At 59.3% G+C, this 24,799-nt stretch carries 20 protein-coding genes; 10 read left to right on the forward strand and 10 right to left on the reverse strand.

All coding sequences use genetic code 11. From position 1 onward, the window contains the following. Positions 1-4: 4 nt before the first annotated feature. Entirely contained in the window at positions 5-712 is a 708-nt protein-coding gene (locus ACYVIS_RS01345; RefSeq protein ID WP_460873058.1) for a prepilin peptidase, read from the reverse strand. Between the two features lie 69 nt (positions 713-781). Here ACYVIS_RS01345 and ACYVIS_RS01350 point away from each other — a divergent pair, with 69 nt between their 5' ends. Beyond that, entirely contained in the window at positions 782-1,444 is a 663-nt protein-coding gene (locus tag ACYVIS_RS01350; RefSeq protein WP_232742336.1) for a copper resistance protein NlpE N-terminal domain-containing protein, read from the forward strand. Between the two features lie 56 nt (positions 1,445-1,500). Here the strand turns inward: ACYVIS_RS01350 and ACYVIS_RS01355 are convergent, their stop codons facing one another. From ACYVIS_RS01355 to ACYVIS_RS01370, 4 genes are all read right to left on the reverse strand, one after another. Further along, positions 1,501-1,719 carry a response regulator transcription factor gene (locus ACYVIS_RS01355; protein WP_232742335.1) on the reverse strand — a complete coding sequence of 73 codons (219 nt, stop codon included), beginning with the start codon at positions 1,717-1,719 and terminating at the stop codon, positions 1,501-1,503. Positions 1,720-1,798: 79 nt separating this feature from the next. Then, positions 1,799-2,641: a pantoate--beta-alanine ligase gene (panC, locus tag ACYVIS_RS01360; protein WP_460873059.1), complete on the reverse strand. Its 843-nt coding sequence runs from the start codon at positions 2,639-2,641 to the stop codon at positions 1,799-1,801. 33 nt (positions 2,642-2,674) lie between these two features. Further along, on the reverse strand, positions 2,675-3,553 hold the full coding sequence (locus ACYVIS_RS01365) for a segregation and condensation protein A (protein ID WP_232742333.1): 879 nt from the start codon (positions 3,551-3,553) through the stop codon (positions 2,675-2,677). Positions 3,554-3,562: 9 nt separating this feature from the next. Beyond that, positions 3,563-3,751, reverse strand: coding sequence for a DUF3460 family protein (locus ACYVIS_RS01370; protein ID WP_232742332.1), 189 nt, complete (start codon positions 3,749-3,751; stop codon positions 3,563-3,565). 66 nt (positions 3,752-3,817) lie between these two features. Between ACYVIS_RS01370 and ACYVIS_RS01375 the strand changes: the two genes are divergently transcribed. Then, on the forward strand, positions 3,818-5,269 hold the full coding sequence (locus ACYVIS_RS01375) for a DHA2 family efflux MFS transporter permease subunit (protein WP_460873060.1): 1,452 nt from the start codon (positions 3,818-3,820) through the stop codon (positions 5,267-5,269). An 86-nt stretch (positions 5,270-5,355) separates the two neighbouring features. Here the strand turns inward: ACYVIS_RS01375 and ACYVIS_RS01380 are convergent, their stop codons facing one another. The 3 genes from ACYVIS_RS01380 to ACYVIS_RS01390 all read right to left on the reverse strand — a co-directional run bounded on the left by ACYVIS_RS01380 (position 5,356) and on the right by ACYVIS_RS01390 (position 11,179). Beyond that, positions 5,356-6,192, reverse strand: coding sequence for a helix-turn-helix transcriptional regulator (locus tag ACYVIS_RS01380; RefSeq protein ID WP_460873061.1), 837 nt, complete (start codon positions 6,190-6,192; stop codon positions 5,356-5,358). Positions 6,193-6,205: 13 nt separating this feature from the next. Continuing rightward, positions 6,206-9,979, reverse strand: coding sequence for a methionine synthase (gene metH / locus ACYVIS_RS01385; protein WP_460873062.1), 3,774 nt, complete (start codon positions 9,977-9,979; stop codon positions 6,206-6,208). A 279-nt stretch (positions 9,980-10,258) separates the two neighbouring features. Further along, entirely contained in the window at positions 10,259-11,179 is a 921-nt protein-coding gene (locus tag ACYVIS_RS01390) for a LysR family transcriptional regulator (RefSeq protein ID WP_232742329.1), read from the reverse strand. Positions 11,180-11,364: 185 nt separating this feature from the next. Between ACYVIS_RS01390 and ACYVIS_RS01395 the strand changes: the two genes are divergently transcribed. From ACYVIS_RS01395 to ACYVIS_RS01430, 8 genes are read left to right on the forward strand one after another with little or no spacing between them, the layout of a single operon-like run. Continuing rightward, positions 11,365-12,324, forward strand: coding sequence for a branched-chain amino acid ABC transporter permease (locus ACYVIS_RS01395; protein WP_460873063.1), 960 nt, complete (start codon positions 11,365-11,367; stop codon positions 12,322-12,324). Further along, positions 12,321-14,096, forward strand: a complete 1,776-nt coding sequence (locus ACYVIS_RS01400; RefSeq protein ID WP_460873064.1) for a branched-chain amino acid ABC transporter ATP-binding protein/permease — start codon at positions 12,321-12,323, stop codon at positions 14,094-14,096. Before ACYVIS_RS01395 ends, ACYVIS_RS01400 begins: the two co-directional genes overlap by 4 nt. After that, positions 14,083-14,790 carry an ABC transporter ATP-binding protein gene (locus ACYVIS_RS01405; RefSeq protein ID WP_232742326.1) on the forward strand — a complete coding sequence of 236 codons (708 nt, stop codon included), beginning with the start codon at positions 14,083-14,085 and terminating at the stop codon, positions 14,788-14,790. The genes ACYVIS_RS01400 and ACYVIS_RS01405 overlap by 14 nt, the downstream gene beginning before the upstream one ends. A 27-nt stretch (positions 14,791-14,817) precedes the next feature. Beyond that, positions 14,818-16,056: an ABC transporter substrate-binding protein gene (locus tag ACYVIS_RS01410; protein ID WP_232742325.1), complete on the forward strand. Its 1,239-nt coding sequence runs from the start codon at positions 14,818-14,820 to the stop codon at positions 16,054-16,056. Between the two features lie 60 nt (positions 16,057-16,116). After that, positions 16,117-16,500, forward strand: coding sequence for a carboxymuconolactone decarboxylase family protein (locus tag ACYVIS_RS01415; protein WP_232742324.1), 384 nt, complete (start codon positions 16,117-16,119; stop codon positions 16,498-16,500). A gap of 33 nt (positions 16,501-16,533) precedes the next feature. Further along, complete coding sequence (locus tag ACYVIS_RS01420; protein WP_232742323.1) at positions 16,534-18,012, forward strand: aldehyde dehydrogenase; 1,479 nt, start codon at positions 16,534-16,536, stop codon at positions 18,010-18,012. A gap of 43 nt (positions 18,013-18,055) precedes the next feature. Next, positions 18,056-18,976 carry an NAD(P)-dependent oxidoreductase gene (locus ACYVIS_RS01425; protein ID WP_255696605.1) on the forward strand — a complete coding sequence of 307 codons (921 nt, stop codon included), beginning with the start codon at positions 18,056-18,058 and terminating at the stop codon, positions 18,974-18,976. Next, positions 18,973-22,788 (forward strand): hydantoinase B/oxoprolinase family protein, encoded by a 3,816-nt coding sequence (locus ACYVIS_RS01430; protein ID WP_460873065.1) that lies wholly within the window; start codon positions 18,973-18,975, stop codon positions 22,786-22,788. Before ACYVIS_RS01425 ends, ACYVIS_RS01430 begins: the two co-directional genes overlap by 4 nt. Before the next feature lie 190 nt (positions 22,789-22,978). Here ACYVIS_RS01430 and ACYVIS_RS01435 read toward each other — a convergent pair whose 3' ends face one another. Then, positions 22,979-24,289: a TRAP transporter large permease gene (locus tag ACYVIS_RS01435; protein WP_460873067.1), complete on the reverse strand. Its 1,311-nt coding sequence runs from the start codon at positions 24,287-24,289 to the stop codon at positions 22,979-22,981. Positions 24,290-24,309: 20 nt separating this feature from the next. Continuing rightward, the gene (locus tag ACYVIS_RS01440; protein WP_232742319.1) at positions 24,310-24,786 is read right to left on the reverse strand and encodes a TRAP transporter small permease subunit; all 477 of its coding nucleotides are present in this window, start codon (positions 24,784-24,786) and stop codon (positions 24,310-24,312) included. Positions 24,787-24,799 lie beyond the last annotated feature (13 nt).

The following is a 24,799-nucleotide window of genomic DNA, read 5'->3' on the forward strand; positions in this document are numbered from 1 at the left end:
TTTTCTACCAAAAACAAGAATGTACATCAGGACGGAGTATCAGCGCGGCCGCGCCGCTGGCGGCCAAAAACGGGCCGAAGGGATAGGAGGCGGCCAGCCCGAAGCTTTTCTGGCGGCAAAATGCCCACGACACGCCCGCAATGCACGCTGCCAGCAAGACATAAGGCAAGCTGAAAACACCTACCCAGGCGCCCAGGGCGGCAAGCAGCTTGAAGTCGCCATAACCCATGCCTTCGCCCCGACCCATCCAGGAAAACGCCCGGAACAACAGCCATAAAAATCCGTATCCGGCCACCACGCCCGCAACGGAATCGTGCAGGGAAACCGCGGATCCCACCCAGGCCACCGCCAGGCCCAGCCACAGCAATGGCAGCGTGAGCGCATCGGGCAGCAGGCCTAGCTGCACATCGATGACGGCCAGGATCAGCAGCATATTAAGGGCAATGCCGACAGCCCAGAACTCGGCAGCGAGCCCCACCCTGCTTTGCAAAACATAGGTCAGCAGTGCCAGGACCGCTGCCGCGCCATAGCGCGCGCATGCCGGCAAGCGCAAGAACCCGGGGGTTGGGCTATCCGTGCCAAAACGGGCGGCAAGACGGACACCGTAGCCACAGGCAAAGCCTGTGCTCCACCAGGCCGACAACGCGCCAGCCAGTGCGCCGGCAAGGCCGCTCCCATACCCCGCCCACACATTGTCAGGAATCGATCCCATTGCCTGCCCCCCAACAATGGCAATAAATGCGTAGAATGCATATTGCCTCTATTCGATGGAACTTCTGTCATGCATGCCTTCGCTTCACGCAAACTGCGCCCAATTCTATATGCCCTGAGCATCACGGTATCGGCTGTGATGCTCGCCGGCTGCGCACAGCAGCGTGCCGCCGGTTTTTACGATCAACCACGCGACAACACGCAGCACGATGCCGAGGCCCAGGCGCAGGGCCGGGCGTACACACGGGCTCCATCGCAGATCCAATTGGGCTTTGGCAACACCCAAAAACCGAATCAAGGCGGCGAAGCCAGCCCCCAGGCCGAGTCGGCCGTTCCGGCAAGCACCAGGCCTTTGACTGAAGCCAAAACCTTTTTAGGAACCATCCCGTGCCTGGCCGACAGCAACGCCTGCTCGGCCACCCGGATCACCCTTACGCTGGCACCCAGCGGCGAATGGCGGGCCCGCACCGCATTCCTTGGCGGCGCCACCGCCAACAAGAAAATAGTTCAACAAGGCTGTTGGGAAGTCGTAGGAACCACGCCCCTGCGGATTGTGCTGCAACTGAAAAACCGCAACACCAAGGCCAACCTGACTTTCGTCACCGACAACCTGCTGCGTATCAACAGCATCGATAGCATCACACCCAATCTGGACTACCGCCTGACCCGGCAAGCCGATGTCGATGCGATCAGCGAGCTCAATAAAGAACCCGCAATGCAATGCGGCAATTGAACGATAAAGGGCACTAGGCCATGGGGGCCCGGCACACAGCCGGCCGTCCCCAAGAACTACGCCGCCAGTACGCAATGCGTCAGCTCGACGGCGTTTCTGACCTGCAGCTTCTGGAAGACCCTGGCGCGATGGGCTTCGACGGTGCGCTGAGACACGCCGAGTTCGGCGGCAATAATTTTGTTGGGCTTGCCCATTACCACATAGGCCATGACATCCCGTTCGCGGGGGGTCAGCACGGCAAAACGCTCGCTGTCTGAATCGAAAACATTATTCATGCCGGTCTCCTCTGTAAAAACATACGGAGGATTCTGTCATGAGTTTCAGGGAAAGTCGCCTGTCATTTCTTACAGAAATTCAGATTTCCAGATTGTCGATCAAGCGCGTGCTGCCCAGCCTGGCCGCCGCCAGAACCACCAGCGGTTCGCCCGCCCCGATTTCCCCAACCGTCGGGGAATTGAGGTCGCGCTGCCGGCGCAAGGACACGTAGTCGACCTTCCAGCCGCGCTCACTCAGGGCAGCGACAGCCTGCCCCTCCAGGTCGGCCTGATCGGCGCTGCCCGACTTGATTTGCGCCTGTATTTTTTGCAAGGTGGCATACAGGACATGGGCCTCGCGGCGCTCGTCGGGCTTCAGGTACATATTGCGCGACGACAGCGCGAGCCCGTCGGTATCGCGCACTGTTTCGTGGGCCAGAATGTCCACCGGCAATTGAAACTGCCGGCACATATTGCGCACCACCATGAGCTGCTGGTAGTCCTTCTTGCCGAAAACCGCGACACGCGGCTGCACACAGGAGAACAGCTTCATGACCACCGTGCTGACGCCGGTAAAAAACCCGGGACGGAAGTGGCCTTCGAGTATGTCGCCGAGATCGGCTGGAGGCTGGACCTGGTAGTTTTGCGGCTCCGGATACATTTCCCGTTCATCGGGCGCAAACAAGACATACACATCGCGCTCGCGTTCCAGTTTTTCGATATCGGACTGCAAGGTGCGCGGATAGCGATCGAAATCCTCATTCGGTCCAAACTGCAGGCGATTGACGAAAATACTCGCCACCACAGGATCGCCATGCTGGCGGGCCAGTTTCATCAGCGACAAATGGCCATTGTGCAAATTGCCCATAGTCGGCACGAACGACACTCGCAACTGGCCACGCAGTTGATCACGCAGTTCTTCAATCGTGTGAACGACTTTCAAAAGGCTCTCCGTCTTGTAAGGGTTGGGCCGGATTCATGCCTGAGCACGGGTATACGACAAACGCACATAAATCGGCGCGTACGGCGCTGCCTGAGTAATATCGAGCAGAGACTCCCGTGCCAATTCGAGCATGGCCAGAAAATGGACGACAATTATCGCCGTTGTATCGCCTTCGTGGGCCCGCTCCATGAACAACTCGGTAAATTCCATGAAACGCACATCGCTCAAGCGGCGCAGGATCTGGCTCATGTGATCGCGCACCGATAACTGTTCGCGCGTAATGTGATGATGCGCGTTCAATCGTGCACGGCTCATGATGTCCAGCCAGGCAGTGCGCAAATCGTCGGGGCTGACGTCCGGCAGCATCCGCTCCACGCTCAAGTCCATCAACGCATGCGTACGCAAGAAATCCCTGCCTATTTGCGGCAGGGCATCGAGTTTTTGCGCAGCAAGCTTCATTTGCTCGTATTCGAGCAAACGGCGCACCAGTTCGGCACGCGGATCGTCGGGCTCTTCGCCGGTATCGGTCTTCTTGACCGGCAGCAACATGCGCGACTTGATTTCGATAAGCAAGGCGGCCATCAGCAGGTATTCGCCGGCAAGCTCGAGGTTCTGGTTGCGGATCTGCTCGACATACGACAAATACTGCTTGGTGACCTCGGCCATGGGGATGTCGAGCACATTGAAGTTTTGCTTGCGTATCAGGTACAGCAGCAAATCCAGTGGCCCCTGGAAGGTTTCCAGAAATACTTCCAGGGCATCCGGCGGAATGTAGAGATCCTGCGGCATGGCAAACAGAGGCTCGCCGTACAGGCGAGCCAATGCCACGCTGTCGACGACGTCGGGAGTGCTGTCGATCACAGGCTCGACCAGGGCATCCAAGTCGCCGACCGGCACGGAAGACACGGACATCGGGACCGCTTAGTCGGTTTGATAGACGTAGGGACGCTGGGGAACGCGCGCCACCCGAAAACCGTCAAGGGTCTCCGAATCGAGCTGTTTGTCCCACAAACGAGCCCGGCCGTCGCGCTGCCGCGCCTCGGTGTCGGGATGCTCGGATTTATAGTTCTTCAGAAACTGGGTAATTTCCGATTCGTAATTCTTGGCCATAATACCTAAGGAATTTGATAATCAGGTTTCAAGTTTACTTCAGTCAAACAAAGTTAGAATCAGGCAATGGATCCCAGCCCCCGTTTTTCCCCCACACAGCCCCTTTCCGATCGCGAACGCACTGCGATTCGAATGATTCCCTTCATCGTGGGTTGCGCTCTGTTCATGCAAATGCTGGACTCCACCGTCGTGGCAACGGCGCTGCCTGTCATGGCGACTTCGCTGCATTCGACGCCTGTACAGATGAACGTGGCCATTACCAGCTATTTGCTCGCCACGGCGGTTTTTGTACCGATCAGCGGCTGGGCGGCCGACCGGTTCGGCGCCAAACGGGTATTTATGGCCGCCATTCTACTATTTACCCTGAGTTCGATAGGCTGCGCCATGTCGCATAACCTGGCGCAACTGGTCGTGGCCCGCATTGTGCAAGGCATGGCGGGCGCCATGATGGTGCCGGTGGGCCGAGTCATCATGCTGCGCAAAGTCCCGAAAACCGAACTGCTCAAGGCAATGGCCTTTTTATCGCTGCCCGCCCTGCTGGGGCCAGTCATTGGACCACCTCTGGGTGGTTTTTTAGTGACTTATGCCTCCTGGCACTGGATTTTCCTGATCAACATCCCGGTGGGAATCCTGGGAATTGCGCTTATCCTGCACTATGTACAGGACGATTACCCCGATTCCAGACCCAAACTGGACTGGCTGGGCTTTCTTCTCAGCAGCATTTGCCTGGCGGCACTGGTTTCCGGCTTCGAAGCCATAGGCCACAGCTCCATGCCGATGGTCAATCTGCTCTTGCTGGTGGGTACGGGCCTGGTCTGCGGCCTTTTATACTGCTGGCACGCCAAACATGCCGAATATCCAATTATCGACCTGAATCTGCTGCGCACCCCTACCTTTGCCATCTCCGTCCTGGGAGGCAATTTGTGCCGGTTCGCGGTCGGCGCCACCCCTTTCCTGCTGGCCATCCTGCTGCAGGTCGGCTTTGGCCTTTCCCCCTTTTCGGCCGGCATGATCACCTTTACCAGCGCCGTGGGCGCCATGATCATGAAATTCGTAGCCACCCCCATCATCCAGCGCTTCGGCTTCAAGCGTATCCTGATGTTCGACGCGCTGATCGCGGGCGCCTTCGTGGCCTTGTGCAGTCTGTTCCGGCCCGAAACGCCCATATGGATCATGATCGCCATCCTGGTCGTGGGCGGTTTTTTCCGTTCCTTGCTTTTCACCGCCGTCAATACACTGACCTACGCCGACATCAGCTCCGAAAAAATGAGCCGGGCCAGCAGCTTTGCCGCCATGGCCCAGCAACTGGGCATCAGCCTGGGAGTCGGCTGCGCAGCCGTTACGCTCAACCTCAGCATGGGCTGGCGCGGAGCTACGCACCTGGATCTGATCGACATTATCTGGGGTTTTGTAGTCATAGGCGTGCTGACCGCCCTGTCGTTCTTTTCGTTCCGGCGCCTGTCGCCCAACGCCGGCGATCACTTGCACCAAAACAAGAAACTGCCTCGTACCTCCTGAAACAGTCTCCGTATTACATGACGAATCCGCGCCCTGGCCGTTAATGCCGCCGCGGGCGGCCACAAGGGTCGCTCCTGCCTCCGCCATCACGCAAGGCCCTGGCCGTCCGTCAATAAAATCACCAATTTGCAGTCCGGGCGGGTAGCCAGGCGAAACGTGATTTGCCTGTAGATCAGGGCGCCCAGCTCCGGATGCCTGAACTCGCGCCGCCCGCCCTCGCGCTCCACGACCGTCTGGCGGGTCCACCAATGGGTGAAAACCGGGCTGGTCTGCAGCAGATCGTCAACCAAGGTCCGCACATCGGGCTCGTCGGCGTGCGGGCCGGCGTCGGCGCGGAACTCGGCGACCACACGGCGCGCGCGCTGCTCCCAATCGACCACCAGATCGCGCGCCGTGGCGTCCTGGAAAATATAGCGCAGCAGATTGGGCTGCGTACTGCGGTCGGGCCAGCCGTCGAACAGGCGCAGCAAGGGTTCATTGCGCGCCAGCACATTCCAGCAGCGGTCCAGGATATAAGCCGGCGCGGTAATACTGTGAACGCACTCGGTCAGGTCCGAAGGCAGCTCGCCGGGCTGTTCACGGCCATGATCGGGATCGGTACACTCGGCCAGTTCAAACAGATATTGCCGTTCGCCACGGACCAGTTGCAGGACATTGGCCAGCCGCGCCCAGACCCCCGGCGAAGCCGACACATCGCGCCCCTGTTCGATCCAGGTGTACCAGGTGACGCTGATGCCGCACAGTTGGGCCAGCTCTTCGCGCCGCAAGCCGGGAGTGCGGCGGCGCGTACCCGCCGGCAGCCCCACAGTTTCAGGCCTCACGCGCGCGCGCACGCTGCGCAGGAAGTCGCCCAGGGCGCGCCGCCGCGCGGAGCTGGCCTGGATATCGGCGGCTGCCGACGCGCCGGGCAGTTTGTCGGGCATTATGGCGCCTCGGCTATCTCAGGGTGCTGGCCAGCGTCCGGCGCACGTCTTCCTCGCTGCGGCCGCTGCGCTGAACATAATCTTTGACCTGATCATCGCCTATGGAACCCACGTTGAAGTATTGCGATTGCGGATGGCTGATGTAAAACCCCGACACGCTGGAGGCCGGATACATGGCATAGCTGTCGGTCAGCTGCATGGAAATATCTTCGCACTCGAGAACCTTGAACATTTCTTTCTTGATCACATGTTCGGGGCACGCAGGGTAGCCCGGGGCAGGCCGTATACCCTGGTATTTTTCAGCAATGATCGATTCGTTGTCGAGGGTCTCGTCAGGCACATAGCCCCACAAGTCCTTGCGCACCCGCGCATGCAGGCATTCGGCAAAGCCTTCGGCCAGGCGATCGGCAATCGATTTGAGCATGATGCTGGAGTAATCGTCGTTATCGGCCAGAAAGGCGGCATCGTGTTTTTCGATCCCCAGCCCGCCAGTGACTGCGAACAGGCCGATATAATCGGCCACACCGCTCGATTTGGGGGCGATGTAATCGGCCAGGCATTTATTGTCCACGCCTTCACGCTTGACCGTTTGCTGCCGCACGTTGCGCCAGGTAAACAGGACGTCGGAACGAGATTCGTCGCGATATATTTCGATGTCTTCGTCGTTGACCGTATTGGCCGGATAAAACGCCACCACGCCGTTGGCGGTAAGCCAGCGGCCTTCGATGACTTTTTTCATCATGGCCTGGCCTTCGGCAAACACTTTTTTCGCCTGTTCGCCCACTACCTTGTCCTCGAGAATGGCCGGATACTGGCCAAACAGGCTCCAGGTCTGGAAAAAGGGCGTCCAGTCGATGTAATGCAGAACATCGGACAAATCGTAGTTCTTGAACGTACGGCGTCCAATGAACTTGGGACGCGGCGGCGTGTAATTGGCCCAATCGATATGCGGCTTATGAGCACGCGCCTCGGCCAAAGTGACCAAGGGCGTTGCCTTGCGGTTGGCATGGCGGGTGCGTACCAGCTCGTATTCCTCGGCCACTTCGGCCGTGTACGCATCGACCTGGTCCGACATCAGGTTGGTGGCCACCCCTACGGAGCGGCTGGCGTCGGGCACGTAAATAACCGGGCCTTCGTAATTGGGCGCGATCTTCACGGCCGTGTGCACGCGGCTGGTGGTCGCCCCGCCAACCAGCAAGGGCAGCTTGCGGCTGCGGAAATACTCGTCGCGCTGCATTTCCGAGGCCACATAAGCCATTTCTTCCAGGCTGGGCGTGATCAGGCCCGACAGGCCCACCATATTGCAATTCTCTTCCTTGGCCTTGGCCAGGATGTCGGCACAGGGAACCATCACGCCCATATTGATGACTTCGAAATTATTGCACTGCAACACCACGGTAACGATGTTCTTGCCTATGTCGTGCACATCGCCCTTGACCGTGGCGATCACAATCTTGCCCTTGGCGCGCACATCGCCGCCGGCAGCGGCAATCTGCCGTTTTTCTTCTTCGATGAAAGGAATCAGATGCGCCACGGCCTGTTTCATGACGCGGGCCGATTTGACCACTTGGGGCAGGAACATCTTGCCGGCGCCGAACAAATCGCCCACCACATTCATCCCGTCCATGAGCGGGCCTTCGATCACCTCGATGGGGCGGCCGCCCTTGTCGGCGATCTTCTGCCGGACCTCTTCGGTATCGTCGACAATGAAGGTGGTAATACCCTGGACCAGCGCATGCGAAAGACGCGCCTCCACCGGCTGATCGCGCCAGGCCAGATCTTCTTCCTTCTTGGCCCCCGAACCCTTGAACGTTTCGGCCAGTTCGACCAGACGCTCGGTCGAGGTGCGCTCATCGGCCGGGTCGGTCTTGCCCAGCGGCTCGGCACGGTCGAGCACCACGTCTTCGACATACGCCAGCAGCTTCGGGTCGACGTTCGCGTACACGCCAAGCTGGCCGGCGTTGACGATGCCCATCGTCATGCCTTCCCTGATGGCGTAATACAAGAACACAGTGTGTATGGCTTCGCGCATCAGCTCATTGCCGCGAAACGAAAAGCTCACGTTCGAGACGCCGCCCGAAATTCGCGCGTGCGGCAGGTTGTGGGTGATCCAGCGGGTCGCCTCGATGAAATCGACCGCGTAGTGATTGTGTTCTTCGATGCCGGTGGCAATGGCGAATACATTGGGATCGAAAATAATGTCTTCGGGCGGGAAGCCGACTTCGTCGACCAGCAAGCGATAGGCACGTTCGCATATCTGCTTGCGCCGCTCGATACTATCGGCCTGCCCTTGCTCGTCGAATGCCATGACGACCGCCGCGGCGCCGTATTTGCGGCAAAGCCTTGCATGATGCAGGAAAGCGTCGACGCCTTCCTTCATGGAAATCGAATTCACCACCGATTTACCCTGCACACAACGCAAGCCCGTCTCGATAACCTCCCATTTGGAGCTGTCGATCATGACCGGTACCCGGGCAATATCGGGCTCGGACGCGATCATGTTCAGGAACCGATGCATGCACGCGGCCGAATCCAGCATGGCCTCATCCATATTGATGTCGATGATTTGCGCGCCGTTTTCAACCTGCTGGCGCGCCACCGCCAAGGCTTCTTCGTACTTTTCTTCACGGATCAGGCGCAGGAACATCTTGCTGCCCGTCACATTGGTGCGCTCGCCCACGTTGACGAACAGGGAATCCTCGTCAATAGTCAAGGCTTCCAGGCCGGACAAGCGGGTCTTGACTGGAATGACCGGCACCTGCCGCACCGGCAAGCCACTGACCCGGTCGGCAATCGCCTTGATGTGTTCGGGGGTCGTGCCGCAGCAGCCGCCGGCCATATTGACCAGGCCGGTCCTGGCAAACTCTTCGAGCAGCGACGAGGTGTCGGCCGGCGTCTCGTCAAAGCCGGTCTCGGCCATGGGGTTGGGCAGGCCCGCATTCGGGTAGACGCAAATATAGGTATCGCATATCTTGGACAGCTCGGCCACATAAGGCCGCATCAACGCCGCCCCCAGCGCACAGTTCAGGCCTATGGTAATAGGCCGCGCATGCCGCACAGAATTCCAGAATGCCTCGACCGTCTGCCCGGACAGAATGCGCCCCGACGCATCGGTGACCGTGCCCGAAACCATGACAGGCAGCCGCACGCCGCGCTCTTCGAACACGGTTTCCACCGCAAAAATGGCGGCCTTGGCATTCAGGGTGTCGAAAATCGTTTCGATCAGCACCAGATCGATTCCGCCATCGAGCAGACCGTTCATTTGCTCGGTGTACGCTGCGCGCAACTCCTCGAAGCTTACATTGCGCGCGCCCGGATCATTCACGTCGGGTGAAATCGAAGCCGTTTTAGGCTGCGGGCCCAAGGCGCCCGCCACAAAGCGCGGTTTGTCCGGTGTGCTGTATTCATCGCAGGCCGCGCGCGCCAGCTTGGCCGACTCCAGGTTCAGCTCGTAGGCCAGTTCGCCCAGGCCGTAATCGCCCTGCGCAATCGAGGTCGCCCCAAAGGTATTGGTTTCAATGACATCGGCGCCCGCCGCAAGATACTGTTTGTGAATTTCCAGAACGATGTCCGGGCGCACCAGCGACAACAGCTCGTTGTCGCCCCTGACGTCTTTGTAGTGATCCGCAAAGCGACTGCCCCGGAACTCGATCTCGCTGAGCTTGTACTGCTGGATCATGGTGCCCATGGCGCCATCGAGGATCAGTATGCGCGAAGCCAGAAGACGCGCGAACTCGGCGCCACGGGTGTACGAAGTGATCGGATAGGGCAATGTAGGATAGGACACGTATTTACCTGAAAGCAGAAGAAGCGGGCACATTTGCGCCGGGACGGACCATGGCCGCCCAGGCCGAATTGATCGAAATTATCCCTGTATTGTATCTATATCGTTTCCGCGGCCGAGGCAAGACCCTGTCGGCACCACGGTTCTGGCAGGAACAGAGGGGCCTGATGTCCTCCCGGCATCGCGTTGCAGGGCCATCCGTTGAAGTGGCCGTGACATGCTCATGGCGCCAAGGGCCGCTCCTACAGATGCAGCCCTGCGGGCATTCGACCAAGCCAGTTGTTATTTTCCATAGGACTGTTCCCTTAGAAACTCACTGGCTTCCTGGGTGCATTTGATAATTTCCTGAATGATGGCCTGGTCTTGATCGCAACGGCGGGCAATCACAAAATCGAGCCGTTCCACCGCCAATTCTTTCGAAATCGACAGCAGGCGCCCGTCCTTCATATGCTGGATCACCATGCTCTCCGGCAGAACTGCGATACCCACGTCATTGGCCGCAAGCTCGACAATACTCTGCACGCTGTCCGACGTATTGATATTTTTCGGTGCCACACCATACTTGCGCAGCATTTCAACCGCCAGCGGATACATATATGAAGGCCGGGCCACACACCAAATAGGATAGCTTTCGAGAATTTCCTTTACGCTCGCACATTTCTTCTCGGCCTCCGCCAGCAGCTTCCTGCCTATCAGCCAATGCAGATCAACTCCGCCCAGGTTCGTCGCAGTGATCTGGTTGCTATCGGCCACCGCGGCAAGGATCGCTACGTCCAACTGCCCGACTTCGAGCTTGTGCCGCATGTTCACGGTAAGCCCAACTTCAATCTCATAATTTACGCCCGGCATTTTTTCTTTCAAATGCGCCATCAGCCTCGCGAGCCAGGTGACAGCGACAATTTCGCCGACTCCCATGCGAATTAGTCCAGTGGCCGCAACGGGATTCTCAAGAGAAATGACCAAGTCTTCAAGCCGATTGAGCAGCGGCTCCGCCCGCTGCACCAAGTCGCGACCCTGTATCGTGAGTTCCATGCGCCTGCCTTGTTGCCTGAATACACGTACCCCCACGGCATCTTCCAAGTCTTTGATACGCTTGGATATGGCGGGCTGGGTTAAATTGAGCCGTTCGGCCGCGGCGGTAAAAGAACCGAGCCGGGCAATCCAGCAGAGTGTTTCGAGATTGACGAGGGTTAGCCGACGCATTAATAAAAGTTATTAATAAAGCAAAAAAAATGTCATTGGTAATTATACATTGCACTCAGTAAGATTCACACACAGAAAAGAATAGTCATGCGCAATCCGCACCCATGAATCCTTGGTAATGGGCTAAGTGCAAATCTGCGCGCAGGCAGTATCCACCGGTAGCTAAGGCCAGAGGAGGCACGCTGATGACTGAGGGATGGATAGTCATTGAGAATATGCTGCAGGCGCTTTACAGCGGCATTGTCGTCGGAAGTGTCTACGGTTTAATGTGCGTCGGTCTTGCGCTCATCTTCAGCGTCATGCGGGTCATCAACTTTGCCCAGGGTGAATTCCTCATGCTGGGCATGTATGGGACTCTTCTGGTTTTCACCCAGCTTGGCCTTGGAGCGACGCTCGGCCCTTACATCGGCCCTTATATTGCGAATTTGATCTCGGCGGTGGCAATGTTCTTCATTGCCAGCTTCCTTTATGAAGTGCTCCTGAGCAGGATCACCGGCCTGCGCGCCAGCGGCACAGAAGGCGACGGGCATTACGCTCAATTGATCCTCACCCTTGGCCTGTCGCTGGTTCTGCAAAACGGCGGGCTGCTCGTCTTCGGCGCAATACCCCAATCGGTCAATACGCCGCTCTCCTCCACGGCCTGGGAAATCGGCCCGCTTCCTGGCGGCATGACACTCTTTCTCAATCAAGCTCGAATGGCCGCGTTCGTCGTTGCCGTCATTGTCATTCTGCTCGTCGCGGCTTTCATTGGCCGCACGCGCCACGGCAAGATACTGCGTGCGGCCGCCGACAACCCTGAAGCGGCTACCTATATGGGCATCCACGTACGCCGGGCACACCGGCTGGCGTTTGGCATAGGCGGGGCGGTTACGGCCGTGGCTGGCGGCCTCATTGCCACGTATTATTCGTTCCAGCCTTATGTAGGCGTGGAGTTCGTCATTATCATGTATGCGGGCGTGGTGCTGGGTGGAATGGGCAGCACCATAGGTGCATTCTGGGGCGGCATGACCATCGGCCTTGTACAGCAGCTTGCAACCCTGATACTGCCGACGCAGTTGCAGAATGCGGCAATCTTCGTCGTCTTCCTGCTTATCATTCTCGTGCGGCCTCAAGGCTTGTTCGGGCGCAGCGTGGAGCGGGCATGAAGGCATCCACGCTCCTGCGCAACAACACCATCATCGTGGGCGCCGGCCTGGCCCTGTACCTGATTGGCACCCTCCTGCTCAAGAATTCGTACTACCAGCTCATCTTCACGCTCGTCCCGATCTGGGCAATGATGGGTGTAGCCTGGAATATCATTAGCGGCTATTCGGGTCTGGTCTCTTTCGGGCATGCCTCATTTTTCGGTCTAGGGGCATTCGCCGTTACGCTGCTTTTTGTTCACATGGGCATCACGCCGTGGCTGGGTTTGTTCGGGGCGGGCGCCATAGGCGCGCTCGCGGGCCTGCTGATTGGAATCCCCACATTCCGCCTGCGCGGCCTTTACTTCGCGTTGGCGATGTTGGCGTATCCCCTTGTCCTGCTCTATGTGTTCGATTGGCTGGGCTTGAACGAAATCACATTGCCGATGCAGCGCGTGGATCCGTGGAAATACATGCAGTTCTCGGACCAACGAGTTTATATTGTGATCGGCGTCGTACTGCTGGCAGGTTCGCTGCTGGTGAATCTATGGGTCGCACGGTCCAGGTTTGGCCTGTCGCTGCTGGCCATCAAGCAAAATGAATTGGCGGCGCAGGCTGCCGGGATCAATCCTTTTGTCTGGAAGCTCAAGGCTCTTGTGCTGTCCGGGGCGATTGCCGGTGTCGCCGGTGGCTTTTATGCTGTCGTCATGCTGATCGTTACGCCCGCAAGTGTATTCGGCATGCTGGTGTCGGCCGAAGCAATGATAGTGACGCTATTTGGCGGAGCCGCCAATATTGCGGGGCCGCTAGTCGGTGCCGTAGTGCTGATTCCACTAGGCGAGATCCTCAACGCGGAGTTCGGCAACCGCTGGCCCGGCATTCAAGGCGTAGTTTACGGACTGGCAATCATTCTGGTCATTCTGATTGCGCCGCAAGGCATACTGCCTAAACTTGCCCATGCATTCCGCCGCAAGCGCAATGGGCCGGCCCGTGCTCCAAACGCCTTCCATGCCGAACCCTACATGCGTAAAGTTCAGGCATGTACTGGAACGCCTATGAGCGATGTGCTCCTCGCAGTGCGCAATCTGTCCAAGTCGTTTGGCGGGGTTGTGGCGGTGAGCGAGGTAAGCTTCGATGTATACCGGGGCGAAATTCTCGGCATCATCGGCCCCAATGGCGCGGGCAAGACAACCTTGTTCAATGTGCTCAATGGTGTGCTTTCACCTACCCAAGGCCAGGTGAGCTTTGAAGGCAAGTCGCTGGAACGCCTGCCCCTGCATGGCATCTGCCGCGCGGGCATTGGGCGAACCTTCCAAGTGGTGCGATTGTTCCCGCGCCTTAGCCTGCTCGACAACATCGTGGTAGGCGCATTTTCCGCCCACCGCAAAGACGCGGCGGCCTATGACGCCGCGCGTACGGCGCTCGTCCGCGTCGGCCTGGCCAGCCATGAGGATGAGGTAGCCACCTCTCTGACAACACTCCAGCTGCGCCTGATGGAACTGGCCCGCTCGATCGTCTCGAGGCCGCGGCTATTGCTGCTGGATGAAATCCTGGCCGGCCTGGGTTCCGAAGAAGTCGAGCATGTGCTCAAGGTAATCGACGACCTGAGGAACAGCGGCATCACCATCGTCATCATCGAACACACCATGCAGGCCATGGTGCGGCTGGCCGACCGCCTGTTGGTGCTGAATCATGGCCGCATGCTCATCTGCGGCAAGCCGGCCTTGGTCACCAGCGATCCCAAAGTCATTGAAGCATACCTCGGAAAACGGTGGGCGACCCATGCTGCGCATTGACAATCTCGCGGTCTCCTATGGCGGCCTGCATGCGCTGTCGGACGTCAGCCTTAGCGTAGGAACAGGTCAGTTCGTGGCCATCGTCGGGCCCAACGGCGCCGGCAAATCCACCCTGTTCAAAGCCATATCGGGCACCGTGCCGTTGGAGGCGGGCGCCATCCTGTTCGAGGGCCAGGACCTGGCAACCGTCCTGGCGGCGGACCGCGCCGCCCTGGGCATTGCCCACGTCCCAGAAGGCCGTCAGGTCTTCAAGAGCATGACGGTGCTCGAAAATCTCGAAATGGGCGCGCAGTCGCGTGCGGCGCGACGCCAATGGCCGCGCTCACGCGACATGATATTCGGTTTATTCCCACAGCTCGCATCGCGGCAAAAGCAATATGCCGGCACGCTCTCCGGCGGCGAGCAGCAAATGGTGGCTATTGGCCGGGGCCTTGCGTCGACGCCCAAGCTCCTGATGCTGGATGAACCCTCGATGGGACTTGCGCCAGCGATCGCCGACCAGATTTTCGAATTGATCGAGCAGATACATAAAGACCACAACCTGACGGTCCTGCTTGTGGAACAACGCGTTGCTGAAGCACTCGAGGCTTGCAGCTATGGCTATGTTCTGGAATCCGGCCGCGTCGCGCTGGAGGGGACTCATGAGATTTTAATGAGAGATGCCAAGGTTAAGCGGGCATATCTTGGGATGTAGCAGGCAAATAACGACTAAGGAGACATCATGAACATCAAGATGACACACGGTTTTGTATTTTGTGCGGCACTGGCCATGGCGGGAACGCTGGGTGCTTCGGCAAACGCCTTTGCGGAGCCGAAACCAGTGAAAGTCGCAGTGATGGTTCCGCTGTCCGGGGCCTGGGCGCGCAGCGGCGAATTTCAGGTCAAAGGAGCGGAGCTGGCGGTCGCCCACATCAATGCCGAGGGCGGCATCAAGGCACTTGGAGGCGCAAAAATGCAGCTCGTCGTGGCTGATTCGGGGGACAGCACCCAGAAGGCCAAGATCGCCGCGCAGCGCCTAGTTGCGCAAGAGCCCGACCTGGTGGGGGGCACCGGTGTGTACGTCAGTTCTTTCACGCTCGCAGTCACCGAAGTAACCGAACGCGCCAAGCTGCCATGGCTGACCCTGTCGTATTCCGAAGCCATCACCAATCGCGGCTACAAATATGTGTTCCAGACCTCGATGCCGGGCGGAGCCCAAGCCGAAAACGCACTGCCGGTGATTGCCCAGGTTGCGAAGAAGGCCACCGGCGCCGCCCCCAAGACGGTGGGCATCATCATGGACAACACAGCCTCCCCGGCCAGTTTTACAAAGCCCATGCGTGAGGGCGGCTTTGCCAAACTCGGCATGAAACTGGTGGTCGACGAAATCTACACGCCGCCGCTGTCGGATGCGACCTCAATGGTGCAAAAGGTCCGCAACGCCAAACCCGACCTGCTGCTGCTCCTGACCACCAACGTGCCCGATTCCAAACTCATTCTTGAAAAGATGAACGAAATGGGCATCGGCAAGGGCAGGATTCCTGTCCTCGCCAGCGGCAGCTCGCTAGGCATGCCGGAACTGCTGAAGGTAATGGGCAAGGATGTGATCAATGGAGTCATGCTCATTTCGGGCAATTGGGGCGGCAAGGGCGAAGAGAAAATCACCGCCGACTGGAAAAAGGCGACGGGCGAGCCATGGATGACCCAGGAAGCAATTTCCAGCTACGGCGACATGTGGATACTGAAAGACGCGCTTGAAAAAGCGGGCTCCGCCGATCGCGAAAAAGTTGCCCAGGCATTGCGTGCGATGGATACCACGGAGGGAGCGGCGCGCTTTTATCCGGGTCATCGCATCAAGTTCGATGCCGAAGGCAGGCGCGTCGGTGCCGACATGGTGCTGGTGCAATGGCAGGACGGGGAACCGAAGACGGTGTATCCGCCGGCGCTGGCAACCGCCTCCGTGATGTGGCCCAAGCATTGAATATTGATTGCAACCACCCTCGCGTGCCGAATAGCCGGCATGCAATACAGGAGTACCGAAATGTCTGATGATGTTTATGAAAGCGGACTGGCCGTTCGCAAAGCAGTGGTCGGTGTCGATTATGTCAACAAGTCGCTGGCCGAAGCCGATGATTTCACCAAGCCCCTGCAAGATCTCGTGACCACCTACTGCTGGGGCGCCGTATGGACCCGCGACGGGCTATCGCGCAAGACACGCAGCCTGCTGAATGTGGTCATGCTTACCGTGCTCAATCGACCGCATGAATTGAAGATACATGTTCGCGGCGCCTTGCGCAACGGCTGCACCCAGGAAGAGATACGCGAAGCCCTGCTGCAAGCCGGCGTATACGGCGGCGTGCCGGCCGCGGTCGACGCCTTTCGCGTCGCCAAGGAAGTGCTCGCCGAACCCGCCCCGGACAAGTAAGACGGCCTCGGCAGACATCGACAGGAGAACATCATGGACCATTACGACTTGTACCTGGACGGCAAGCCTTGCCCACCTTCCACCGGCGAGTATTTTGAATCGTTCGACCCCTACACAGGCCGGCCCTGGGCAATGGTGGCCAAGGGCGGTACGGAAGACGTTGTGCGCGCTATCGAGGCCGCTCACCGGGCCTTTGTAGCACCGAGCTGGCGCGGATTGAGCGCCAGCGCCCGCGGCAATCTACTGCGGCGCCTGGGCGACCTCATTGCCGCCAATGCAGAACGGCTGGGCAGCATCGAAACCCGCGACAACGGCAAACTGCTCGCAGAGATGCTGGGCCAGGTACGCTACATACCCCAGTGGTTCTATTATTACGGCGGGCTGGCCGACAAGATCGAAGGCTCGGTGGTCCCCAACGATAAAACCAAGATGTTCACCTATACCAAGTCTGAACCCCTGGGAGTCGTCGCGGCGATCACACCCTGGAATTCACCTCTTTTGCTGGCTGTATGGAAGCTTGCGCCGGCGCTCGCGGCAGGCAACACGGTGGTGTGGAAGCCTTCTGAATTTTCATCTGTCTCCGCGCTCGAATTCGTCAAGCTGTTCGACGAAGCCGGGTTCCCGCCGGGCGTAGTCAACGTGGTTACGGGCTTCGGCGCCGATATCGGCGAAACACTGGTGACTCATCCACTGGTGGCCAAGATCGCCTTCACTGGCGGCGAATCCGCCGGGCAGCGTGTCAACGAGCTGGCCGCGCGCCACTTCAAGCGCATCACGCTGGAACTGGGTGGCAAGTCCCCGAATATCGTCTTTGCCGATGCCAATCTCGACAATGCGGTCAAGGGGGTGATCTCCGGCATCTTCGCGGCCACGGGCCAGACTTGTATTGCCGGTTCGCGTCTTCTGGTGCAGCGCAAGATCCACGACGCCTTCGTCGACAAAGTGGTCGAGTTCGCCGGCACTGCCCGAATCGGCGATCCAAGCAAGCTCGAAACCCAGGTAGGTCCGGTCACCACGCGCCCTCAGTATGACAAGGTCCTGCGCTACATCGAGACGGCCAAGAGCGAAGGCGCCACATGCCTGCTCGGCGGAAGTCCGTCCCGGCGGCCCGAGTGCGGTACCGGCTGGTTTGTGGAGCCCACCATTTTCTCCGGTGTCACACCGGAGATGCAAATCGCACGCGAAGAGGTTTTCGGTCCCGTACTCGCGGTCCTGCCTTTTGAAGACGATGAAGAGGCGGTGCATATCGCCAATAGCCTGCCGTATGGCTTGGCGGCTGGCGTGTGGACCGAGAACATCGGCCGTGCGCTGACCATGGTCGATCGGCTCGAGGCCGGCACGGTCTGGGTCAATACCTATCGCGCGGTCAGCTACATGATGCCTTTCGGCGGCTACAAGCGTTCCGGCCTCGGCCGTGAGAACGGCATGGGCATGATCAATGAATATCTGCAAACCAAGAGTGTCTGGATCGATATGGGCAACGACGTGCCCAATCCCTTCGTGCTGCGATAGACACGAGTGAGCCCCAGAGAGTCGTACAACGGAGACTGAAGCTATGACCTGCATCGGATTTATCGGCCTAGGAAATATGGGGCTTCCCATGGCTACTCGCCTGCGCAACGCCAAGTGCGCCCTGATCGTACAAGACCTGCGCCATCAGCAGGCACTTGCCTTCGCAGGGCCCGAGGCCGCGGCGCGCACCCCAAGGGAGCTTGCCGATCGGGCGGATATCGTGCTGATGAGCCTGCCCACTCCCGCATCGCTGCGCGCGGTGGTCGAAGGAGCGGACGGCCTGGCCCAGGGCCGCCGCGCCAAGCTGGCCATCGATCTGTCCACCACGGGCCCGGCTACCGCAGTGGCCGTGGCCGAGATCCTGCAGCAACGCGGCATGCGCTTCCTGGATGCGCCAGTCAGCGGCGGCGTGTCGGGCGCCGCCAAAGGCACGCTGGCGATCATGGCGTCGGGTGCGCAAGCGGACTTCGAACGCGCCCAGCCTTTCCTGGAGATGCTGGGCCGCGTCTTTCTGGTCGGCGACCGCCCCGGCCAGGGCCAAGCCATGAAGGTGCTCAATAATCTCCTGTCAGCCAACGCCATGGCCGCCACGACGGAAGTCATGGCTTTAGGCGTGAAGGCCGGATTGGACGCCAGCGTCATGCTCGATGTTCTCAATGCCAGCAGCGGCCGCAACACGGCAACCACCGACAAGTTCCCCCGCTCGGTGCTCGATCGCAGCTTCAATTTTGGGTTTCGTGCCGTCTTGCTGAACAAGGACGTGCGTCTGTGCAAAGAGTTCGCCGATGAATACGGCGTACCGTTCACCATCGGCAGAGCGGTCGCCGAAGTGTGGGAAACGGCCGCGACGGAACTTGGCGACCAGGACTTCACCCGCATCGTCGAGCTGGTCGAACGCCGCGCCGGCGTCGTCATCGAAGGCAAAGCGAAGATGCCCGCCACCGCTTCAGAAAAGGCTGAATGAGCATGATTAGCAGAACAGGGACTACGTACCGGGTCGGCGTCGATACGGGCGGAACTTTCACCGATCTCATCGTCCTCGGCGATGACGGCAGCCTGTTCAGGCGCAAGGTACTCTCGACGCCGGAAGATTTTTCGCGCGGCATTCTTGGCGCACTGACCGAAGTCTTCGGCGAATTCAAGCTGAGCGGCGGAGATCTCAATGGCTTTATCCATGGCACGACCGTAGCCACCAACGCCATCCTGGAGGGCAGCGGGCCGCAACTGGGCCTGCTTACCACCAAGGGATTCTGCGACGTCCTGGAGATAGGCCGTGGAGGCTGGGGAGCGGATGTGCATGATCTTCGGTGGGTCAAGCCCGCGCCTTTGGTGCAGCGCGCGCATCGCCTGGAAATCGACGAAAGGATGTCGGCGTGCGGCGAAGTGCTGCGCGCTCCGGAACGCGCAGACATTGAACAGGCATTCAAACGCTTGCAGGCCCAGGGGATAAGCAATGTGGCGATATGCCTCATCAATTCTTATGTCGATCCCACCCATGAGCAACTCGTGCAGACTGTAGGCCAGGAGCTCTTCCCCGGCATGACGATCTGCCGCTCGACCGAAGTGCTCGGCGAGGCTCGCGAGTATGAGCGCACCAGCACAACCGTCATCAACACCTACCTGATGCCGGTGGTCGACCATTATTTGCGGCAACTCCAGGAAGCCCTCATTTCGATCGCATACCGGGGCGATGTCCTGGTCATGCAGTCGAACGGTGGTCTTATTTCCGCCGAGCTGGCCCGGCAGCGGCCCGTCAACATCGTTGAGTCGGGCCCGGCCGCGGGCGTTCTGGCGGCATGCTACCTGGCACAGCAAACCGGCGAGCGTAATTTGATCGCCTTCGATATGGGCGGCACCACGGCCAAGGCGACGCTGATCGAAAACGGCAAACCGTTTGAATCCTCCGAATATCATGTCGGCGGCGGCATGAGCCACTCTGGAGGCTCGAGCGGCGGACATGTCATCCGCGTGCCATCGATTGAAATCGCCGAGGTCGGCGCCGGCGGCGGCAGCATCGCCTGGCTCGATGCCGGCGGGGCGTTGCGCGTCGGCCCGCGCAGCGCCGGCGCGGCACCCGGCCCGGCATGCTACGACCAGGGCGGCACCGAACCCACCGTCACCGATGCCTACGCCACAATGGGTTATATCAACCCCAATGCAATAGCGGGCGGAGCGAAATCCATCGTAGTCGACTTAGCACGTGAAGCAATTGCCAAGAAAATCGCCCATCCCGCAGGGCTCAGCGTCGAGCAAGCCGCCTACGGCATCTATGCGGTAGCTACGTCGAACATGATACGCGCGGTGCGGGCCGTTTCAGTCGAACGCGGCCGCGATGCCCGCGACTATACCCTCGTCGCCTTCGGCGGCGCCGGGCCCTTGCATGCCGCGGAACTGGGACGCGCGATGGGGCTGAAGCATGTCCTTGTGCCAAACTCCCCCGGACTCTTCAGCGCCCTCGGCCTGCTGATGGCAGATGTGCAGCAGAAAGGCTCGCGAACCGTATTGCAACGCGTCAACGAGATCGATGACGCCGCGGTGGAGCGTCTTAATCAAATCTTCGCGGACCTGCAGGACAGTGCAATGGCCGACCTGTTGCGCGATGACCTCCGGTCAGCCGACATCGTAATCGAGCGCAGCGCAACCATGCAGTATGTCGGCCAGTCGTTCGAACTCTTTATCGACGCGCCCCTGGGCAAGCTGGATAGAAACAGCTTCCATCGGCTTGCCGAAAAATTCTGCGAGGAACACCAGCGCACCTACGGCTATCAAGAGGATCTGACGCATGTGCAGATTGTCAGTCTGCGTATCACCGCCCGCGACATCACCAGAAAAGCCTCTTATGCCGAGGTAGGGCGGCAGAGCATGCAGGAAACGGCAAACGCCGAAACCGTTACCCGCGACGCTTACTTCGGGCCCGATGCCGGCTGGCAGAAAGCCCGGGTGATCCGCCGCAGCGCGCTGCGCACAGGTTCCGTCATTGGGCCGGCCATCGTCGAAGAGCTCGACACCACTATCGTCATTCCTCCTCAGTGCAGTGCTTCGCTGGATGATTTCGGCAACGTCATCATCGCGCTCGATACCGTTGCGGCACAGGCCGCGACGAGCGCCGAGACCGCGGAAATCAACGCGATGTCGCTCGAGCTGGTCAAGAACAGCCTCGACTCGATCACCGACAACATGGCGGGCACGCTGGCGCGGACGGCCCGTTCGTTGATTGTCCGCGATTCGCATGATTTTTCCGTTGCCTTATGCAATGCCGAAGGGGAATTGGTCACAGGCGGGGTCGGCATCGCGGTGCATCTGGGATCGATTCCCAATGCACTGATGTCCTTGCCGGCGGAGATTCGCGTGACCTTGGAAGAAGGCGACCTGATCATCATGAACGACCCCTACGCCGGCGGCATGCATCTTCCGGATTTCTTTGTGTTCAAACCGATATTCCTCGACGGAAAGCTCTCCGGCTTTGCGGCAGCGGTGGCCCACATGGCGGACGTGGGCGGCCGGGTGCCCGGAGGCAACGCCGCGGACTCGACCGAGATCTTTCAAGAGGGTATCCGCATCCCCCCCTGCAAGCTGTATGCGCGCGGCATACTCGACCAGAATCTACTCAATGTGATCCGCGCCAACGTGCGGCATCCAGATATCCTCATGGCCGATCTCTATGCCGAGATCGCCGCCTGCAACACCGCCGAAGCCGAGTTCCAGGGCATTGCCCGCCGCCTCGGGGCGGAATTGCTGGGCCACTATATGCACGAGCTGATCGACTATGGGGAGCGCATGGCGCGGGCGGCTCTGCAGGAACTGAAGCCAGGGCGCTATTGTTTTGTCGATTACATCGACGATGACGGAGTAGGAGGAGACCCAGTCAGAATCCAGGTCGAGGTGAATGTCAGCCCGGAAGGCATCGCGGTGGATTTCACCGGCACATCGCCGCAAGTGCGTAGTGCCATCAACGCGCCGCTTTCGATTACCCGCACCGCCGTAGCCTTCGTCGTCAAAGCCATCATTGGGCGTGAAATTCCCAACAATTCAGGCTTCCTGCATCTGCTCTCGGTGACTGCGCCCAAAGGCTCGATCGTGAACATGGCCTTTCCTGCCGCCTGTGCCGCGCGTGCAGTCACAGCGTATCGCGTCACCGACGCCCTCTTTGGAGCATTCGCGCCATTGCGCCCCGAACGCGTCCCGGCTGCGGGCGACGGCGGCCCCGCCGTGATCAGTGTCGGCGGCGAGGACCAAGACGGCGTGCCATTTGTTTTCATGGAATTGATCTCGGGCGCATTCGGCGGCAGGCCTGGCCTCGATGGCCTCGAAGGCGTGGCCTCGCCCATAGTCGATGCCCAGAATACCAGTTGCGAACTGATCGAGGCGACCTACCCATTGCGCGTCGAACATTACGGTTTTGTGCCCAATACGGGCGGCGTGGGGCAATTCCGAGGTGGCCTGGCGGTGCGGCGCGATGTACGCTTCCTTGGCCGGCGCGCTGTACTGCAAATCCGTTCCGATCGTGCTGTCATCCGGCCTTGGGGACTAGCTGGCGGGGGTCCGGGCAGTAATTCGAAAAACGCGCTTTTCTCGCAAGACGGCGCAATGCGTGATTTGCCATCGAAGATCGTCACGGAAATCGAATCGGGCTCGATGTGGCGCCATGTCACTGCCAGTGGCGGAGGCTGGGGCGATCCCCACAAGCGCACACATGCGGCGATCGATCAAGACCTGCAAGATGGGAAGATGCGCGCTGATGACCCCATTGCGAGGTATGACGATCTTCCCCAGTGAGGTTTGAATGCGCCAACAAATATGGCGGAATGCCATGAACAATTTCGCCGATGCTTTGACAGGAACCATAGCGAAAGACCGTGCGAAGCCTGGCATGATCTTTGTTCGCGCTCCCGCAATGGCGCCGCAACCCTTTCTGTTGCACGCCAGGGATCCGCTTTGCGCCAGCGCAGCGGCAGACCCCTGGCGCTCAGCGGATATGTTGCGGCAAAAAGGTGGCCAGATCGGGGAACACTCCGACCAGCAGCAACACGGCCGCCATAATGAAGACATAAGGCATGGTGCCGACAATAATGCGTGTAAGCGGCACATCTTCCACGACGCCTTGAACCACGAACAGGTTCAAGCCCACGGGTGGCGTAATCAAGGCCATCTCCATGTTGATCACCATGATGATGCCAAACCAGATTGGATCCCAGCCGAATGCGAGAATGATGGGAATCAGAATGGGCGCTGTAATCACGATGATCGACAGCGTCTCCATGAAGCAGCCAAGAAAGATCAACAACAGATTGATCGTGATGAATGCGATCCATGGAGGAACACTCAGCTCGGCCACGACTCGGGAAAGCGTGGGTGCGACATTGCTGGTGGTCATGGCATAACCGAAGAGCATTGCACCGCCGATGATCATAAGGACCATGACACTGCCCTTGGCCGTTTCCCGCAGGATGATCACAATCTTGGCCCAGGTCAGCTCGCGATAGATAATGCCCGAAAGCAGCAGGCTGGCCAGGACACCCAGGGCGGCCGCTTCTGTGGGGGTGGCGATGCCCTGATAAATAGTGCCGAGTATCACCCACACCAAAATTGCCACAGGCACGATATGTTTCAGCGCGGCCAGGCGCTCCCGCAGTGTTACCGGCTCATGCGTTGCGACGGGCATTTTTTTCGCCTCGCGCCTTGCAATCCACACCTGGTAGACAATAAAGCTGCACGCCATGATGATGCCAGGAACAATGCCGGCGATAAACAGCTTCCCGATCGATTCCTGGGCGATGATGCCGTAGACGATCAGCGGGATGCTGGGAGGGATCAGAATGCCCAGCGTTCCCCCCGCCGCAACCGCACCGCAGGCGGTTTCGTCCCGGTAGCCGAAGCGGCGCATCTCGAGCACCGAAAAACGGCCAATCGCCCCCGCTGTGGCCACGCTGGAACCCGATACCGCCGCCATGATCGTACAGGCCAGTGTGGTCGCCACGGTAAGGCCGCCGGGCACCCCTGCCATCAGGGTCGCCAGCGCGCCATACAGCCGGGCTCCCATGCCCGAGGCCGAAATTATGGCCCCCATCAGAATAAAAAGCGGCACCGCGGTCAGTGTAAAACTGGCGATGGAAGACCACAGGGTGGGCGCCACCAGACCCAGTGCATCGAAGCCTCCGCCCAGTATCGTAATCGACGCCATTGCGACCGCAATCAGGGCGAAGGCAACTGGAATCCCGATAAGCAACACGACCAGCAATGACACGAACATTGCCAATCCGATCCATAATTCAATCATGCAGAGTCCCTTTTATCGGTCTATCGGCGCCAATGCCGCAAGGTTTGCGTGACCAGCACCGCCAACAGCCAGACCATCCCGATAAAAAAGGACAGATAAGGAATCCACAAACTGATCGACAAAAGGGTGTCCGACACTTCGTGGCTGGTCCAGGCATCCCAAAAAAACTGGAAACTGAGCCAGGCCAGCGTCGCAACAACCAGCAGCATGATCCCATCGGTGACAAAAACGAGTACCCGCCGGGCGGTGGGAGGCATCTTTTGCACCAGCAAGTCGACGCTGACGTGCGCGCCTTCTTTAAGAACGTAGGCAGCCCCCACAAACGTGATGTAGCCCATCAGATAGGTGGTGACCTCGGTGACCCATGAGTTGGTCATCCGGAATAAGGTCCTGGCCAGAACGTCGTACGTGACGAAAATACCGATCAGAAAGGTAGCCACCCCCACGGACATTCCGGAGAGGTCCACAAGCCGGTTGAAAAGGCTACTTTTTTTCACAGGCCGGCACTCG

This window comes from Paralcaligenes ginsengisoli (genome assembly GCF_054781135.1).